This window comes from Paractinoplanes pyxinae, assembly GCF_026626335.1.
Lineage (GTDB): Bacteria > Actinomycetota > Actinomycetes > Mycobacteriales > Micromonosporaceae > Actinoplanes > Actinoplanes pyxinae.
Genome location: NZ_JAPNTZ010000008.1, coordinates 17,127 through 34,021, shown reverse-complemented (window position 1 = coordinate 34,021; position 16,895 = coordinate 17,127). Strand labels below are relative to the sequence as shown.

Here is a 16,895-nt window from a genome sequence, read left to right as displayed (position 1 = left end):
AAACCCGTCGCACGCCTGTCGAGGCGCCGCCTTCGCCGGCGACGAAACGGACAAATCCCTTGCCCGGGATCGCGATGTTCTGCTGGGCTGTCGTAACGGCGTTGCCGCTGCTGTGGGCCGTGATCAGCTCGTTCAAGACGGACGACGAGATCCTGAACTCGCCGTGGTCGCTGCCCGCGTCGCCGCAGTGGGACAACTGGGCGCGGGCGTGGACGGCGGCCAGCATCGGGCGCTATTTCCTCAACAGCCTGATCGTCGTGGGCGCGGCTCTTGTGCTCACTATGCTGCTGGGCTCACTGGTTGCGTACGCGCTGGCCCGTTACGAATTTCGCGGCAACCGGCTGATCTATTACGTATTCGTCGCGGCGATGTTCTTCCCCGTGTTTCTGGCGCTGGTGCCGCTGTTCTTCGTGGTGCAGCAGCTGGGCCTGCTCGGCACGTACGCCGGCTTGATTCTGGTCTACACCGCGTACGCCGTGCCCTTCACGGTTTTCTTTCTGCATTCCTTTTTCCGTACGCTGCCGAGCGAGATCGCCGAGGCGGCTTTCCTGGACGGCTGCTCGCACGGCGCGGTGTTCTTCCGCGTCATGCTGCCGCTGGCCCGGCCGGGTCTGGTCGCGGTCGGCATCTTCAATTTCCTCGGGCTCTGGAACCAGTACCTGCTTCCGCTGGTTCTCAATCCCGACCCGGACCGGTACGTCCTGGCGCAGGGTCTGGCCGCCCTGTCGGTCAGCCAGGGGTATCGCAGCGACTGGAGCGGCCTGTTCGCCGGCCTGACCATTGCCATGCTGCCGGTGCTGGTCGCCTATGTCGCGTTCCAACGGCACATCCGCGCCGGAATGACCGCCGGCGCGGTCAAGTAACTCCCCATCCCCATTGCACTTCTCAGTAGGAGGAGTCTGCCCATGAAGATCGACAAACGTCGATACTCATTGCTCGCGGTGCCGGTTCTGGCGGCCTCGTTCGCGGTCGCCGTCTCGGCGACGCCCGCCTCGGCCGCCGACTGCGGCTACCTGTTCGACGACTTCAGCTACAGCTCGTCGGCCGACCCCGCGCTGACCGCCAACGGCTGGACACCCCGCAGCTACCAGGGCGGCCCGGGCGTGCCCGGTGCCAACTGGTCGCCGTCCAGCATCTCGTTCCCCACCAACAACGGTCAGAAGGTCATGCAGCTGACCGCCTCGACCGACGGCACCGCGGCCGGCACCAAGCACGCCGAGCTGTACTCGACCCAGAAGCGCTACCTCGAGGGCACCTACGCCAGCCGGGTGCGCTTCACCGACACGCCGGTCAGCGGCAACGACGGCGACCACATCAACCAGACGTTCTTCACGATCAGCCCGCTCAACGGCGACCTCGACCCGACCTACAGCGAGCTCGACATCAGCGAGTACCTGCCCAACGGCGGGTGGGGCGAGCAGGGTCCGATCAACTACCAGACGACCTGGTACACGTACCGGAACGAGCCCTGGTACGCCGACAACGTGCACTCCGAACAGCGGAGCTCGCTGGACGGCTGGCACGACCTGGTGGCCCAGGTGGCCAACGGGCACGTCGTCTACTACATCGACGGGGTGCAGGTCGGCGACCACGGCGGCAAGTTCTTCCCGCGCCAGACGATGACGATCAACTGGAACCTGTGGTTCATCGACACGGCCACCCACTCGGGCGGGCTCAGCACGTACATCCAGCAGGTCGACTGGGTGCTGTTCGCGAAGAACCAGGTGCTGTCGCCGGCCCAGGTGACGTCGCAGACCGGCGGCTACCGGTCGGCCGGCAGCACCTTCGTCGACACGGTGGCCTCGACCGGCGGCTGTACGAACAACCCGCCCACGACGCCGCCGACCACCCCGCCCACGACGCCGCCGACCACCCCGCCCACCACGCCCCCGACCACGCCGCCGCCGGGCACCGGCTGCAGCGACGCGCCGAACTGGGCGTTCTCGTCGGTTTACACGGGCGGCAACCTGGTCAAGCACGAGAAGAGCAAGTTCGGCGACCCGAACGGGCCCAAGTCGGGTGAGGGTGTGCACCTGTGGCGCGCCCGCTATTGGACTCAGGGCTCGGAACCGGGCTGGACCGAGCAGTGGCAGGACCTGGGCCGCTGCTGAGCGGTTAACCTGGGGGAGGCGGGACCGTCGTGTCCCGCTTCCCCGCAGGATCTTGACCCGTTCACGCGGGCGTCGATAGCTTTCGTCCGACAACTGAACAGCCACTTGACCGTCGCGGGAGAGTTCCCGTTACGAACGCTGACGCGTTCGGCCGCGGGGCGCCGAAGGAGCAACTTCTCCCTCAGAATCTCTCAGGCACCCGTACCGCGCTGGTCAGGCAACTCTGGAAAGCCGGGTTCTCTCTCAGAAGGGAAGCCCGCGCCCAAGGTGCAAATCGGCGCCGCGCGTGCCGATGAAGCTCTCAGGCCCCATGACAGAGCGAGGGAGCCACCTCTCGAAGGAGCTTCCGCATGGCTGTGTCCGTTTTCGACCTGTTCTCGGTGGGCATCGGCCCGTCGAGCTCGCACACGGTCGGCCCGATGCGCGCCGCCCGCATGTTCGCCCGCCGGCTCGACGACCGGGCCGCCTCGGTGCGGGCCGAGCTGTTCGGCTCGCTGGGCGCGACCGGTCACGGCCACGGGACGCCCAAGGCGGTGCTGCTCGGTCTCGAGGGAGAGGACCCGGAGACGGTCGACGTGGCCGGCGCCGACGCGCGGGCCGCCCTGATCCACAGCCGGGGCAAGCTGACCCTGCCGTGCGGAGCGGATGTCGAGGTCGACGTCGTTCTTCACCGGCGCCGTACGCTGCCCGGCCACCCGAACGGCATGACGTTCACGGCCTTCGCGGCCGACGGCGCCGAACTGCTGAGCAAGACCTACTACTCGGTGGGCGGCGGGTTCGTCATCGCCGAGGGCGGCGTGCTGCGGCCGAACGCGGTCGAGCTGACCCACCCGTTCGCGAGCGGCGGCGAGTTGCTGGCGCTGACGTCGTCGACCGGGCTGTCGATCTCGCGGCTGATGCTGGAGAACGAGACGGCCTGGCGGTCGGCCGACGAGGTGCGCGGCGGGCTGCTGAACATCTGGCGCGTGATGCAGGAATGCGTGGCGGCCGGGCTCGAGGCCGAGGGCGTGCTGCCCGGCGGGCTCAAGGTGCGCCGGCGGGCGGCGGCCACGGCGCGGCAGCTGCGCGCGGCCGGGCGGGCCCCCGAGCACGCCATGGAGTGGCTGACCGCGTACGCGATGGCCGTGAACGAGGAGAACGCGGCCGGCGGCCGGGTCGTCACCGCGCCCACCAACGGCGCGGCCGGCATCATCCCGGCCGTGCTGCACTACTACACCCGGTTCGTGCCCGGCGCCGACGACGAAGGTGTGGTGCGCTTCCTGCTCGCGGCGGGAGCGATCGGCCTGCTCTTCAAAGAGAACGCCTCGATCAGCGGGGCCGAGGTGGGCTGCCAGGGCGAGGTCGGCTCGGCCTGCGCGATGGCCGCGGCCGGGCTGGCCGAGGTGCTGGGCGGCACCCCCGAGCAGGTGGAGAACGCGGCCGAGATCGGCATGGAGCACAACCTGGGCCTGACCTGCGACCCGGTCGGCGGGCTGGTGCAGATCCCGTGCATCGAACGCAACGGCATGGCCGCGGTCAAGGCGGTCACGGCGGCCCGCATGGCCCTGCGCGGCGACGGCCGCCACCACGTCTCGCTCGACAAGGTCATCAAGACCATGAAAGAGACCGGGGCCGACATGAAGGTCAAGTACAAGGAGACCGCCCGGGGCGGCCTGGCCGTCAACGTCATCGAGTGCTGAGGCGCTTGTTCGGCCAGAGTTAGTGACAGCAACATCACAGTAGGTGGCTCGGGTCGATCGCGTTTGTCAGGATCACCGCGTGCCGAGTACCGGGTCTGCGAAGTGGTGGGCGCGGCTGCGGGTGCCTCTGATCGTGCTGGCCGCGCTGGCGCTGGCGGCGTTCGGGCTGCACGGGCGGTTCCCCGATCCGCGCGACTTCCTGCGGGCGTTCACCGGGGCCAACTACTGGTGGGTCGCGCTCGCCGTGGTGCTGCAGGTGGTCTCGCTGGGTGCGTTCGCCTGGCAGCAGCGGCAGATTTTCCGGGCTTTCGGCGTACGCGTGGGGGCGCGCTTCACGATGTCGGTGACCCTGGCTCGTACGGCGGTCTCGATCTCGATGCCGGTGGGCTCCGCCGTCTCGGCCGGGTACGCCGCCCGCCAGTACGTGCGGGCGGGCGCCTCGAAAGAGATCGCGGCCGCCTCGATGATCGTCTCCGGGCTGGCCTCGATCGGCGGACTCGCGCTGCTCTACGTGGGCGTGGGCGCGGCCGTGCTGAGCCGCGACCCGCATCTGCTGGCCGGGCCGCAGCCGCTCATCGTCATCGGCGGCCTGGTGCTCCTGACGGCGGGCGCGGTCGTCGGCGGGCGGCTGCTGATGCGACGGCCGGCCGAATCGGGCGCCGAACGCCCGCAAGCCTTCCTGCGCCGGGTGCTCGCCTCGGCCCGGGAAGCCTGGCAGGCGGGCGCCGCCCTGCGCGCCCGCGAGTGGGTCGTCAGTGTCCTGTACTACGCCGTCAACTGGCTCACCGACCTGCTCTGCCTGGTCGCCACCTGTCACGCCGTCGGGCTGCCGGTCGGCATCACCACCCTGGCCGGCATCTATCTGGGCGTGCAGATCGTCCGGCAGGTGCCGCTGACCCCGGGCGGCGTCGGCGTCATCGACACCGCCCTGGTGGCCGGCCTGACCGCAGCCGGGGCCACCGCCGCGACGGCGGCCGCCGCGGTGGTCATCTACCGCCTTATCTCATGCTGGCTGCTGCTCCCGGCCGGGGGCGTCGCCGCGCTGTTCCTCCGCCGCGAGATCACCGCCCCGCCGGCCCGCACGGCCCCGATCAGCTGAGCCGCCCGCCTCGCTTCCGCCGCGGCCTTTTCGTGCCGCTGGGGGTGGGCCGCCTGCCTTGCTCGCGCCGCGGCCCTTTCGTGCCGTTGGGGCGGGCCGCCGGCGCTGCTCGCGCCGCGGCCTGTTCCTGCCGCTTGGGGTGGGCCGCCGGCTCTGCTCGCGCCGCCTCGGTGAGCATCGCCAAGGCGCGTCAGGGCTGCCGGCGGCGGCGATGGGCCGCCTTGCCGCGGGGCATGCCACCCATGCGGATGAGGACGCCGCGGCGGGTCTCGGTCGCCACCCGGGTCTGGGGGTGGGCGGGGCCGAGCGAGCTCGTCAGCCGGCCGATGGTGTCGTCGAGCAGTCTGCGGGCCGGCAACAGGGCGCCCGCCGCGATCAGGGCGCGGGAGAGTTCGTGCGCGCACCGCAGCGTGTCCGGGTGGTCGGAGCCGAGGAGTTCGCGCCAGCCGCTGTGCAGCTCGGCGGCGATCGTGCGGGCCGGCCGGGCCTTACCGCGCCAGAGCAGGCTTTCCACCAGGCGGCAGGCAGCGGTCCGCAGCGCCGGGTCGGAACTGTGGGCGGCGCCGGCCGCGATCAGGTGCGGGGCCAGCACCGCCCAGCGCGGCCAGGTCGCCGCATCCGAGACCTCCTCGGGGGCGGCCGCGGCGACCAGCTCACCCGCGTAGGCCCGGCAGACTCCCGAGGCCTCGTCGCCCAGATCGTCGCGGACCGCCTCGCGCACCGCGTCCGGAACCCGCAACCCTTCCGTCCCGCGGACCGTCAGGCCGAGCCCGGCCAGCGCCGCCACCAGGCCGTTGAATTGCAGGGGAGCCACACCCCCGAGCGGCCGCGGCAGCCGGCCCAGCGACCGGGTGAACACGTCGACCGGCACCGGCGCCACGTGCAGCACCGAGCACAGGCAGAGCAACTGCGCCGCGGCCGGATTGCTGTCGCCCAGCGCCTCGATCGTCCCGGCGATGTCCGGCCGCCCGGCCGTCGACCGCCGCTGCTTCGGCACGTCGGCCACCGCCGGATCACGGCCCGGCCCGGAAGCTGTATCGCGGCCCGGCCCGGAAGCTGGATCGCGCCCCGGCCCGGAAGCTGGATCGCGGCCCGGCCCGGAAGCTGTATCGCGGTCCGGCTCTGCCGCCGGATCGCGGTCCGGGGCCGCCGCTCGATCGACGCCTTGGCCCGCTTCTGGGTCGACGCCTGGGCCCGCTTCCGGGTCAATGCCTGGGCCCACCGCCGGATCGACGCCTGGGGCCGGCGGCTCAGCCGGGCCCGGGTCGGGCTCCCTGCGTGCGGCCAGCCGGCTGCGCAACCGGGCCCCCAGCGACTTGACCCCGTCCCCGGCACGCGGCGACTCCCCGGCGCGCGGCGAGTCCGGTTCGCGCGGCGACTCTCCGCTGTGCGGCGACTCACCGGTGCGTGGCGACGGGACGGCGGTTGGAGTGACGGCGGTGGACGGAACGGAGTCGGGCGCCCCCATGGCGGCAGCCTCCTCGGGCGGGGCCGGATGCACGTACGTCATGGGTTTATAGCGGCTGCTGCACACGGGAACGCCGCCGTCCACCGATCGAGGGACAGATATGCCCTGTTCGTGGGACCGATTGGCCGCGGTTTCTCCACCATTGGCCGGGCTCGATGGCGTCTGTCCACCGGGCCTTCCCATCGGCCGTCGCTGATGGTTACGTGTCCGCATGAGACGGAGAGGCGCCTTCATCGCATTGATGGTCGCAGCACTCGTCGGGGCGTCCGCCACCCCCGCCGGCGCCGCGGCTCCCGCACACCGTTATCACTTCCTGAGCCCCGGCGGTCAGCCCCGCCTGACCGAGACGGTGCCGGTCAACGTCGTCTTCCTCGGCTACGAGCAGCCCCAGGTCGGACAGGCCGCCTTCAAGGGCGAGCTCGCCCGCAAGTACGAGCCGGTGGTCCGCTCCAGGCTCTCCTACGACGTGGTCGAGAAGCTCGGCATCACCTACAAATACGACTACAAAGTCAAATACACCGATCGCGCGTACGAGAACAAGTTCTTCAGCCAGTTGTCGAGGCTGGCCAAGCCGGCGCCGCTGACGCAGTACCAGACGGCGTACAACACCCAGGCCGGCGTCCTCGACATCACCGCCAACCACACCATCGACGCCCCCAGCGTCGAGAAGTGGCTGGCCTTCCACCCACCGGCCGGCGTAGACACCCGCCGCAACACTGTCTTCTTCATCAACTGGTACGGGCGGTCCGACTTCAAGTTCCACGTCTACACCAAAACCGGCGAGCCCGACCCGGACACGGGTTACGACTTCGGCGCCAACCGCGACAGCCGCAAGATGATCGCCTGGGGCGGCACCACGGCCGACGACGAGGAGACGGGTCTGGGCGCCACCCGCCGGGTGTGGTTCCACGACCTGTCGGCCGGCCCGGAGTCGGTCACGGCGAACTACGACGTGACGAACGCCGACGTCGACGGGGACGGCGAGGCCGACTACCGCATGCCGCCGATCTGGGAGTACCGGGCCGGTGGCTACCGCGCGCCGAGTGCGCTGGCCGGCGACCTGGGCAAGATCACGCGCTTCGTGGCCCTGAACCTGTTGATGACCACGTCGCCGTTGTACCCGGTCGAGCTGCCGACGGCTGAGCCCCCGAGGTCCATCAACATCGACAGCAACACGTACGAGGGCTGGCCCGGTGTTGATGCCTCGAAGCAGTACCTGAAGCCGCGGCTGATCGTCGACGAGCTGTCCGAGCTGCGCTGGAGCAACAAGCTCGACTTCGACAACCAGGACTTCGCCCTCGACGCCAAGAACCGGGCCTGCTACGACGGCTTCGAGAGCGGCGAGAGCTGCTACCCCGAGAGCGGCCTGCCCTCGGACGCCAACCTCTTCCTCTACAACCGCGAAAACCTGGCCCGTACGAAGGATGACGGCGACCGGGTCGATTACGAGCTCCCGGTGTTCAACTACGTGCTGCCGCCGGACGTCGACCCGTCGCTGCTCGGGTTCGCCGACGACGACTGGGCGACCGGCGACCAGTCGTACGTGTTCAACTTCCTCTCGCAGAGCATCGTCGAGAGCGGCTACGGCCTGAGCACGACGACGATTCACGAGGTGGGCCACCACCTGGGCATGTCGCACCCGCACGACGGCTACGACAGCGAGACCGGCGTGGACTACGGCCCGTCCGGCTCGACGTTCTTCGCCTGGTCGGGCGACGAGAGCAACTCGATGATGAGCTACATCGACGTCAACTGGGACTTCTCGCAGTTCGACCGGGACAACAGCGACCGCTTCCTGACCGCTGCTTACTGGGAGGCGGCCAACCGGCTCGCCGCGACCATCCCCAGCGGCAAGGCGGGCAAGGTGCGGGGCGACCTGGCCAAGGCCGACGCGCTGCTGGGTCTGGCCAAGGCGGCCTTCGCCAAGCACGAGTACCGGGCGGCGTACGCGCTGGCCGATGCGGCGTACGGCAAGGTTGTCGCCGCGGCCAAGAAGGCCGGGGTCGACCCGAACTCGGCGGCCAGGACGATGGCGGCCGAGGCGAGCGCGGAACGTGCCAAGTCCGACCTGCACAGCCCGCACGAGTTCATCGACACGCTCGACGGGCCTCGGTCCCAGCCGTAGTTGAGTTCGCCGCCGCGCCGCGGACCAGCGGCGCGGCGGCACTAGATCTTCGGTGCGCGATGATGGACGGGTGGATGCCACCGCCATGCGCCGGAAGATCACCGAGGCCGCGATCGCGACGATCGCCGCCGAGGGGGTCGGCGCGTCGACGGCCGCGATGGCCAAGCTGGGTGGGCTGGCCCAGGGGTCGATCTTCCACCACTACGAGACCAAGGCGGGGCTGCTCAACGCCGTCTACCGGCAGCTCAAGGAGGAGCTGCGGGCGGCTGTGATGGTTCCCCCACCGTCCGCCGCTTCTTCGTCGGACGATGAGCAGCTGCGGGCGGTGTGGGAGCGCTGGATCGCCTGGGGCACGGTGCACGCTGAGCGCCGACGAGCCCTGAACGCCCTCAACGCGTCCGAAATAATCACCTCGACCAGCCGCGACGCCGCCGAACGCGACATCGCGGCCGGGGTCGACCTGTTCACCCGGATGGCGGCGAAGGGGCCGCTGGCCGGGCTGCCCATCCAGTTCACCGGCGCGCTGGTCGAGGCGGTGGCCGGCGCGACCATGGACGCCATGCTGCGCGACCCGGAAGCGGCGGCCGACTACCGCGACCGGGGCTTCGACGCCCTGAAGAACATGCTGCGGTAGCGCCTCACATCCCGAGGACGACGCGGTAGCGGGCGCTGCCCTTGCGTACGCGGTCCAGCGCGGCCGCCGACTCGGCCATGGCGAACGTCTCGACCACCGGACGCACGCCGTGGCGGGCGGCGAAGGCCAGCATCATGCGAGTGTCGTCGACCGAGCCGGGAACGCCCCCGACCAGCGTCTTGGCCTGCGGCAGCAACGCCATCGCGCCGACCTCGATCTTCCCGGGAGGCACGCCGACCACCGAGAGGACGCCGGCCGGTTTCAGCAGACCCAGGTACTCGTCCCAGGGCAGGTCGGCCGACACCGTGGACAGAATGAAGTCGAACTCCTGCTCGTGACCGTCGAAGGCGCCGCCCACGATGACCTCGGCGGCGCCGAAGCGGCTGGCGTCGTCCTCCTTTGCGCGTGAGGACGAGATCGCGGTGACGTGGCAGCCCCAGGCGGCGGCGAACTGGAGGGCCAGGTGCCCGAGGCCGCCCACCCCGACCACGGCCACCCGGTCGGTGGGGGAGAGCTTATGGCGTACGAGTTGAGCGAACACGGTCGTGCCGGCGCACAGCATCGGCGCCGCCTCGGCCGAACCGATCGCGTCCGGGATGGGGTACACGTGCCGCCAGTCGCTCGCGCGTACGTACTCGGCGAATCCGCCCCGGCTTCCACGCAGCACCGTATCGTCGCGTTCCGGACAGAACTGGTGCTGCCCGCGCAGGCACCACTCGCACCGGAAGCACGAGCCGGCGATCGCTCCGACGCCCACGCGCGTGCCGACCGGAAGATCGGCCGGGTCGACGTCCGCGCCGACGGCCTCGACCACGCCGACCGCCTCGTGCCCGGCCACCACGGGGTATCTCGCCTGCCCGAACTCGTCGTCGATCAGGCCGAGGTCGGAGTGGCACACCCCGCAGTGCGTGACGCGCACGTCGACCTCGAGACGGCCCAGTGGCCCCGCCTCGTACTGGAAGGGTTGCAGGACGGCCCCGGCCTCGTGGGCCGCGAATGCTCGCACCTTCATGGCGCCTCCTCGTCTTTGATTGAGTACTCAATCAGAGTTGGGTGCACCGGGGAAGGCCGGGGCTCGGTATCGTCGAGACATGTCGATGGCTTCGGCCGGGCGGCGGGTGCTCGCCCTCGAAGCGCTGCTGGCCGTGCTCGTGCTGGTCGCCGGGGTCACGGTCCACTTGGTGCGCGGTTCGTGGGGGCCGTACTACACGACCATGGACGAGGCGCAGGACGTGCCGGCTGCGGTCCGGCCGGTCGCGGGCGCCTCCACCGGCTCGTACAGCTGGAACTGCGGCCGCAACGAGCGGGGCCATCGCAACACGGCCAACATCGTGGTCACGCCGGGCAAGCCGGGGCCGGTCCACCACCTGCACGACTACATCGGCAACCTGGGCGTCCAGACCGACTCGACCATCGCCGATCTGGCCGGAAAACCGACGACTTGTTCCAACGGAGACGCCTCCACCTACTACTGGGCGGTGCTGCGGCTTGCCGGGGCGAGCGACAATGGGCACGGCGGGCCGGTGCAGGTGCCGGTCTCGCTGACGATGACCTACTACGGCAACCCGCTCGGGCCGGTGCTGCCGATGCCGCGACTGCTGCGCGCGGCCGTCGGTGACGCCTACGCTCACACCAACGGCGGGGCGCTCGCCCGCAGCCGCTGGACCTGCTCGAACACTCCGGAGAGGCAGACCATGAAGTACCCGCTCTGCGACGACGGCGCCGCCGTGGTGCGGATCTTCGACTTCCCCAGCTGCTGGGACGGCCGCCAGATCGACAGCAAGAACCACCGCCAGCACGTGGTCTTCCCGGTCGCCGGCGGCGGGTGCCCGGTCGGCACGTTCGCCGTCCCACGGCTGCAGATCACCATGGCGTACGCCATCCCCCATGGCACCCGGTACCAGATCGACGCCTTCGACGACCAGGACCACGACCCCGCCACCGACCACGGCTTCCTGGTCAACCTCATGCCCGAGGCGACCATGGCCCGCGTCGTGAGCTGCCTCAACCGCGGCCAGAAATGCGACGACACGACGGTGCGGAGGTCCGCGCCGTGACGCCGGCCGAGCACGCCGACATCGCCGGCTACCTCTTCGACACGCTGACGCCGGAGGAAAGGCGCCAGGTCGACGAGCATCTCGCGACCTGCGCCGAATGCCGCACGGAAGTCGACTCCCTGCGCGAGTGGAGCGCCGCGCTGGAGGCGGTGCCCGAGCCCATGCTGCTCGAGGGCCCACCCGACGGCGGCGACCTGCTGCTGCAACGCACCCTGCGCCAGGTGCGCACCGAGTCGACCAATCGAAACCGGCGCCGTACGGCGTTGGTTTCCTCAGCCGCGGCCCTGCTCGTGGCGGTGGCCATCGGCGGCGGCATCCTGGCCGGCCGCACCACCACGCCCGAGACCCCGCTGGCGCAGCCCACGACGGCGGCCACCACCCCGGCGACCACCGTTCCCGGCACGCGCACGGCCACGGCGGTCGACGCCACCACCGGCGCCCGCATCACTGTGGCGGTGGCGCCCGCGGCCGGCTGGGTGCGCGTGAACGCCGCCGTGTCCGGCATCCCAGCCGGCGAGCGGTGCGTGCTGGAGGTTGTCGCCAAGGACGGCTACGTGGCCCAGGCCGGCAGCTGGCTGGTCTCCCCAGCCGGCGAAGCAGGCGGCACGAACCTGAACGGAAGCGCACTGGTGGCGCCGGCCGACGTCCGCTCAGTCCGCGTGGTCAACACCGCAGGCAAACAGTTCGCCAGCGTCGACATCTAGGCCTGTATCGGCAGCCCGCCGTTGTCGCACCAGCTTAGGAGCCCGTTCCGCCAGGCTGTTCCGGGTGCACGCCGCCCGAGCTGACCGGCGCGGAGACCGTTTGGCTGCACGTCGCGCGAGTCGACCGGTGCGCAGATCGTTCCGGCTGCACGCTGTCCGGCCTGACCGGCGCCGGAGTCGTTCAAGTTGCACGCTGTCCGGGCTGACCGGCGTGGGAGTCGTTGCGGCTGCGGGCTCTCTGGGCTGACCGGTGCAGAGGTCGTTGCGGCTGGATGCCGCGCCAGTCGACCGGCGTGGAGGTCGTTGCGGCCGTACGCCACCTGAGCGTCCCCGCCGGGCCAGGGTGGTGGCGATGGCGGCCCGCACTGCGGCGTCTGGCTCGTTGTTGACCCGGCGCGGCAGTCGATTCGGCTGCACGCTGTCCGGGCTGACCGGCGTGGAGGGGGTTTCGGCTGCATGCCGCTTGAGCCGACCTGGGCGCGGAGGCGTTGCGGCTGCACTCCGGCTGAGCTGACCCGGGGGCCGAGGTCGTTGTGGATGCACGCCGCCTGAGCCGACCTGGGCGCGGAGGTTTGTTGCGGCTGTACACCGGCGCCTGTCACATGCGCAACGACGAACCCAGGTCGGCCTCGATCGACTAGCACCGCAAGCCTGCCGTCCGGGCGGCTGCCGATCCTCGCTGGTCAGTTCGGCTGGCAGGCGCTGGCCTCGGCGTCTCCGGGGTGCGCGGTTCACTGCAGCGTCGAATAGAAGTCGATGTGGCGGCGGGCGGCGATCTCCCAGGTGTGGGCGGCGGCGAGGGCGCGTCCGGCGGCGCGGCGATTCTCGTTCGGCCGGTTCACGGCCTGGGTGAGAGCGGCGGCCAGCGACGACGGGTCGTGGCCGTAGCCGACGGCGTCGCCGAAGACCTCGCGTAGGACCGGCAGGTCGCGGACGACGACCGGGACGCCGGCGGCCAGCGCCTCCATGGCGGCCAGGCCGAAGCCCTCTTTGGTGGAGGGGAAGGCGAAGGCGGCCGCACCGGCGACCAGCGACGGCAGGGCGTCATGATCCACGGGACCGAGCACGGTCGGCGCGACGTCGAGCGAGGCGGCCCGGGCGTCCCACCGTGCGCGGTAGTCGCGGTAGTCGAACAAGGTCTCGCCGCCGGCGATCACCAAACGCAAGTCGGTGTGCATCTCGGCGTACGCGTCGAGCAGGTCGAGCGAACCCTTGCGGGGCTCGATGCCGCCGACGGACAACAGATACGGATGCTCGGTCTTGAGCGGTTCCGCCGAGGCGAACCGCTCGTAGTCGACGCCGTTGGGGATCACGGTGGCGTTCAGGCCCCACCCGGCCGCCAGCTCGCCGGCGACGGCCGACGAAACACAAATGTGCGCGTACGGACGAACGATTGCGCGTTCGTGGCAGGCGACCAGCTCGGGCGTGGTGAATTGGTCGAGGTGGTGCACGGTGCGCACACATCGGTCGACGGCGTTTGCGCTTATGCAGTCTTGTGCGTGCACTACGTCGTACGCGTCAGGAGTGAACGCTTCGCGCAACAGCGCGATCGACCGCACGATGCGCTCACCGACCGACTCGCCCGGCCGGTCGGGGAAGGGAACAACTTCCAGGCGGACTCGTGGATCAACCGGCCGGAAGAAGCCGCCGCCGCGCCCTAGTGTCCAAACGCTCACTTCGTGATGCAGCTTTATGAGCGCTTCGGCCAATTCCAGTGTGTGCACGACACCGCCGCGCGGACGGGTCGAGTACGTGAGCAGGGCAATCTTCACCGGTAGGCCCCCGGGCGCAGTTCGGCCAGATGACTGAGGACGCGCCGCGCATGCGCGATCTCGAGCGAAACGTCCAACTCGGCAACCGCCAGGCCCGCCTTCGCCCACGTGCGGGCGAGGACGTTGCCGGCCGGACCGACCACCTTGGCCTGGCCCAGGAAGCGCATGCCGCCCGCCGCGCCGGTCTGGTTCGACGACACCACGACGATCTGGTTCTCGGCGGCGCGCGCACAGTCGTACAGATCGAACAGCCGGGATTGGCGGTCCTGGGACATCTTCGGCGCGGCGTTGGTGATGCTGGCCGGCCACGCGGACAGGCAGGCCACGATCTCGGCGCCGTCGCGCGCAAGGGTGCGGGCTGACTCGGGAAACGTCTTGTCGTAGTCGATCAGCATGCCGATCCGGCCCACCGGCGTGTCGAAGGCGCCGAACCGGTCGCCGGCGCGATAGACGATGCCTTCCGCCGCCGGCAGGTGCACTTTCCGGTGCCGTCCGAGCACACCGTCGCCGCTCAGGCAGACCGCGGCGTTGTAGCGATCGTCCCCGTCGCCCTCGCAGAAACCGACGCAGACGACCATGTCGCGAGCGGCCGCGGCGATGTGCTTGAACATGGGGTCGTCCGGATCGAGCGCGGGCGGGAACGCGGCCGGGTCAGGGTGCCGCAGGTCGGCCAGGTAGCCGCCGAGCGCGGCATCGGGCAGCACCAGCAGGGCGACACCGGCCTCGCGGGCGTCACCGATCAGCTTCTCGATCCGGCCGAGGTCGTGGTCCAGGTCCCGCCCGAAGTGGGCCGCGGCGGCCGCGATCCGGGTGACTGCCATCAGGCCGTGGCGTAGGCGGCCGGGCGACGGTCGCGCAGATGTCCCATGTAGCGGCGGGCATCGGTGAGCGATCCGGCGACGTCGACGGTCGCGACGGCCATGCCAGGAGCACAGCCAGTAGTGGCCAGCACATCACCGCCCGGATCCACGATCTTCGCGCTGCACACGAACCGTAGCGACCCGAAGGTGCCCGCCTGATTGGCCGAGATCCACACGACCTGGTTCTCGAGCGCTCGAGCCCGGTCGAACAGGTCGAACCGCCGCGTCCACCGGTCGTCGGCCAGGTCGGCCGGAGCGTTGGTGCGACTGCCGGGCCAGGCCGACACGCACACGATGATCTCGGCGCCGTCCAGGGCGAGGGAGCGCGCCGACTCCGGAAACGCCTTGTCGTAGCAGATCATCAGCCCGACCCGGCCCACCGGCGTGTCGAACGCGGCGAACGATTCCCCCGACGCGTAACTGGCATCCTCGCGCAACGGCTGGTGCACCTTCCGGTGATTGCCGAGCACCCGCCCGTCACCCACACAGACCACGCTGTTGTAGCGGACGCCGTCCCCCGCGTCTTCGCAGTAACCGGCACACACCACCATGTCGCCCGCGATCTCGATGAGTCGCGCGATTTCCGGCCCGTCCACCCGCAACGCCGGCGGCAGCTCCGCTTGCCCGTTCAGATCGGCCAGATAGCCACCCAAGCAGGCCTCAGGCAGCGCCAACAGCCGCACACCGTCCGCCCGCGCCGCCCCCACCAACTTCTCCACGCGGCCAAAGTCATCCTCGAGATCGCGGTCGAACGCCTCCGCGACCGCAGCCACCTTGATCACGCTCTGCCTCCTACGCTTCAGTACCCGTTGATGACATGGCTTCTGCTCGCTGGCGCGCGTCCACTTACATCCCGACCCCCGCCGCAGCGCCGAACGTTGTCCGCGGGTTGTTCACTTGATGCGCGTTCGCTCATCTCTCCGCTTCCATTCGCGCGCGCTCGCTCATTGCGACATCCGCCGCCGTGCCGGCGGTTGTCCGAGGCTGTTCGTTGGATGCGCGTTCGCTCATTTCGCGGGGCCCATTCCGGTGACGCGGCCGGGCAGGGCGGTGGTCAGTTCGCCGTCGGGCCAGCGCAGGCGGACGCCCTCGCCGGTTGTCAGTTCGCCGCAGTCTGCTGCGACGGCCGGGCCGGTCGGCGCTGGGCGATGATCGCCGGTCGTGAGCATCGCGAAGCCTGGGAAACAGGTCAGCCAGTCGCCCATGGTGGTGCCGGCCGGGCGAGGTACGGCCGCCACGTCCACGACGGCGCCGCAGCTGCTGGCCTCGGCCAGCATGCCGAGCGTCCCGGCGATGCCGGCCATCGACACGTCCTTCGCCGCGTCGGGTTGCGCGATTCCCGCGTACGCCTGCATCTGGCGCAGTTCCTCGCCGGTGCGGCGGCTGGTCGAGTCCCATTGCCGCCCGTGGTAGCCCGGCCGCCAGTCGCCGCCGACGTCAACCGTGAGCCGGACCCGCTGACCAGGCCGGCCTCCTCCGCCCGGCACCGGGTTCGAGGTCCTGCCGAGCGCCGTCGCCGACAGTGCGGCCGGCACTCCGAGCTGCGTGTGACCGCCCAGAACCGGAATTCCGTACGCGTCAGCCGCCCGCCTCACCCCGCCGATGATCCGGGCGGCATGTGCGGCGTCGCGGGCGCCGACCGCGTTGAGCAGCCCGACCGGCGCCGCGCCCATCGCCGCCAGGTCGTTCACGTTGACCAGCACCGAGCACCAGCCCGCCCAGTCCGGGTCGCGCTCCACCATCGACGGCAGGATCGCGTCGCACGCCGCGATCAGGTCCGATCCTGGTACCGGCGCTCCGTCGTCTCCTACGAATCCCGACCCGCCGAGATGAAGCCCGTCCAACAGCGCACCCAGCGGATTCTTCGTCGCCCCGGCCAGCGCGGCGATCCGCCCGATGGGCCACCGCATCAGGTGGTGCGGCCGCCCCGCAACGGTCACCGGACGCACCGGCTCCCAGCCGAGCCGCTCGAACATCCGCCGGAACCGGCTCTGCACGGTCGCGTCGAACCGCAGCGCTCCCACCTGTTCCGCAGCCGCACAGGCGGCCCGGACAAGTGCCGGCCCGATCCGCTGCGCACCCCGCACCGCCGGATCGACGACCAAACGGCCGCCCTGCCACCACCCGATGTCCGGCCCGTCGGAAGCCGGCCCCAACCGGACACCTCCGAGCAGTGCTCCGCTCGAATCGCGCGCCTCGAGCACGATCGTGCGCGGATCGTCATCCCGATCGTCCAGATCGCTCACCGCGAACAGTTCTTGTTCGCCGACGAACACACGCCTGCGCAACCGGTGATAGTCGGTGAGCGTTCGTGCAGGTTCGATCAGAAAACGCGGCGATCCGAGCAGTGCAGGCACCAGATCAGTCATGTCGCGCAACCTCCTCC

Annotated in this window: 14 protein-coding genes and 2 riboswitches; of the genes, 8 read left to right on the top strand and 6 right to left on the bottom strand. The window is 70.6% G+C overall.

Going from position 1 to position 16,895, the window contains the following annotated elements; translation table 11 throughout:
• The first annotated feature begins 74 nt into the window (after positions 1 to 74).
• The 4 genes from OWR29_RS22840 (at position 75) to OWR29_RS22825 (ending at position 4,889) form a co-directional block, all read left to right on the top strand.
• Positions 75 to 863, top strand: coding sequence for a carbohydrate ABC transporter permease (locus OWR29_RS22840; RefSeq protein WP_438872650.1), 789 nt, complete (start codon positions 75 to 77; stop codon positions 861 to 863).
• A 42-nt stretch (positions 864 to 905) separates the two neighbouring features.
• A complete protein-coding gene (locus OWR29_RS22835; protein ID WP_267565178.1) occupies positions 906 to 2,111 on the top strand; it encodes a glycosyl hydrolase in 1,206 nt (401 codons plus the stop codon).
• A gap of 105 nt (positions 2,112 to 2,216) precedes the next feature.
• Positions 2,217 to 2,328: riboswitch (glycine riboswitch) on the top strand.
• A riboswitch (glycine riboswitch) is annotated at positions 2,329 to 2,438 on the top strand.
• A gap of 23 nt (positions 2,439 to 2,461) precedes the next feature.
• Positions 2,462 to 3,790 carry an L-serine ammonia-lyase gene (locus OWR29_RS22830; RefSeq protein ID WP_267565177.1) on the top strand — a complete coding sequence of 443 codons (1,329 nt, stop codon included), beginning with the start codon at positions 2,462 to 2,464 and terminating at the stop codon, positions 3,788 to 3,790.
• 79 nt (positions 3,791 to 3,869) lie between these two features.
• The gene (locus tag OWR29_RS22825) at positions 3,870 to 4,889 is read left to right on the top strand and encodes a lysylphosphatidylglycerol synthase transmembrane domain-containing protein (RefSeq protein ID WP_267565176.1); all 1,020 of its coding nucleotides are present in this window, start codon (positions 3,870 to 3,872) and stop codon (positions 4,887 to 4,889) included.
• A 190-nt stretch (positions 4,890 to 5,079) separates the two neighbouring features.
• Here OWR29_RS22825 and OWR29_RS22820 read toward each other — a convergent pair whose 3' ends face one another.
• The gene (locus OWR29_RS22820) at positions 5,080 to 5,886 is read right to left on the bottom strand and encodes a tetratricopeptide repeat protein (protein ID WP_267565175.1); all 807 of its coding nucleotides are present in this window, start codon (positions 5,884 to 5,886) and stop codon (positions 5,080 to 5,082) included.
• Between the two features lie 682 nt (positions 5,887 to 6,568).
• Between OWR29_RS22820 and OWR29_RS22815 the strand changes: the two genes are divergently transcribed.
• Together OWR29_RS22815 and OWR29_RS22810 are read left to right on the top strand one after the other, a co-directional pair.
• Positions 6,569 to 8,482, top strand: coding sequence for a zinc metalloprotease (locus OWR29_RS22815; protein WP_267565174.1), 1,914 nt, complete (start codon positions 6,569 to 6,571; stop codon positions 8,480 to 8,482).
• Positions 8,483 to 8,552: 70 nt separating this feature from the next.
• Positions 8,553 to 9,116, top strand: a complete 564-nt coding sequence (locus OWR29_RS22810) for a TetR/AcrR family transcriptional regulator (protein WP_267565173.1) — start codon at positions 8,553 to 8,555, stop codon at positions 9,114 to 9,116.
• Between the two features lie 4 nt (positions 9,117 to 9,120).
• Here OWR29_RS22810 and OWR29_RS22805 read toward each other — a convergent pair whose 3' ends face one another.
• On the bottom strand, positions 9,121 to 10,128 hold the full coding sequence (locus OWR29_RS22805; protein WP_267565172.1) for an NAD(P)-dependent alcohol dehydrogenase: 1,008 nt from the start codon (positions 10,126 to 10,128) through the stop codon (positions 9,121 to 9,123).
• Positions 10,129 to 10,207: 79 nt separating this feature from the next.
• Here OWR29_RS22805 and OWR29_RS22800 point away from each other — a divergent pair, with 79 nt between their 5' ends.
• A complete protein-coding gene (locus tag OWR29_RS22800) occupies positions 10,208 to 11,173 on the top strand; it encodes a DUF1996 domain-containing protein (RefSeq protein WP_267565170.1) in 966 nt (321 codons plus the stop codon).
• Positions 11,170 to 11,877 carry an anti-sigma factor family protein gene (locus OWR29_RS22795; protein WP_267565169.1) on the top strand — a complete coding sequence of 236 codons (708 nt, stop codon included), beginning with the start codon at positions 11,170 to 11,172 and terminating at the stop codon, positions 11,875 to 11,877. The genes OWR29_RS22800 and OWR29_RS22795 overlap by 4 nt, the downstream gene beginning before the upstream one ends.
• Before the next feature lie 731 nt (positions 11,878 to 12,608).
• Here the strand turns inward: OWR29_RS22795 and OWR29_RS22790 are convergent.
• The 4 genes from OWR29_RS22790 to OWR29_RS22775 all read right to left on the bottom strand — a co-directional run bounded on the left by OWR29_RS22790 (position 12,609) and on the right by OWR29_RS22775 (position 16,878).
• Positions 12,609 to 13,649 carry an MSMEG_0565 family glycosyltransferase gene (locus OWR29_RS22790; protein ID WP_267565168.1) on the bottom strand — a complete coding sequence of 347 codons (1,041 nt, stop codon included), beginning with the start codon at positions 13,647 to 13,649 and terminating at the stop codon, positions 12,609 to 12,611.
• On the bottom strand, positions 13,646 to 14,470 hold the full coding sequence (locus tag OWR29_RS22785) for a carbon-nitrogen hydrolase family protein (RefSeq protein WP_267565166.1): 825 nt from the start codon (positions 14,468 to 14,470) through the stop codon (positions 13,646 to 13,648). Before OWR29_RS22785 ends, OWR29_RS22790 begins: the two co-directional genes overlap by 4 nt.
• Positions 14,470 to 15,291: a carbon-nitrogen hydrolase family protein gene (locus tag OWR29_RS22780; RefSeq protein WP_267565165.1), complete on the bottom strand. Its 822-nt coding sequence runs from the start codon at positions 15,289 to 15,291 to the stop codon at positions 14,470 to 14,472. Before OWR29_RS22780 ends, OWR29_RS22785 begins: the two co-directional genes overlap by 1 nt.
• Positions 15,292 to 15,516: 225 nt before the next feature.
• The gene (locus OWR29_RS22775) at positions 15,517 to 16,878 is read right to left on the bottom strand and encodes an MSMEG_0567/sll0787 family protein (RefSeq protein WP_267565164.1); all 1,362 of its coding nucleotides are present in this window, start codon (positions 16,876 to 16,878) and stop codon (positions 15,517 to 15,519) included.
• Between the last annotated feature and the right edge of the window lie 17 nt (positions 16,879 to 16,895).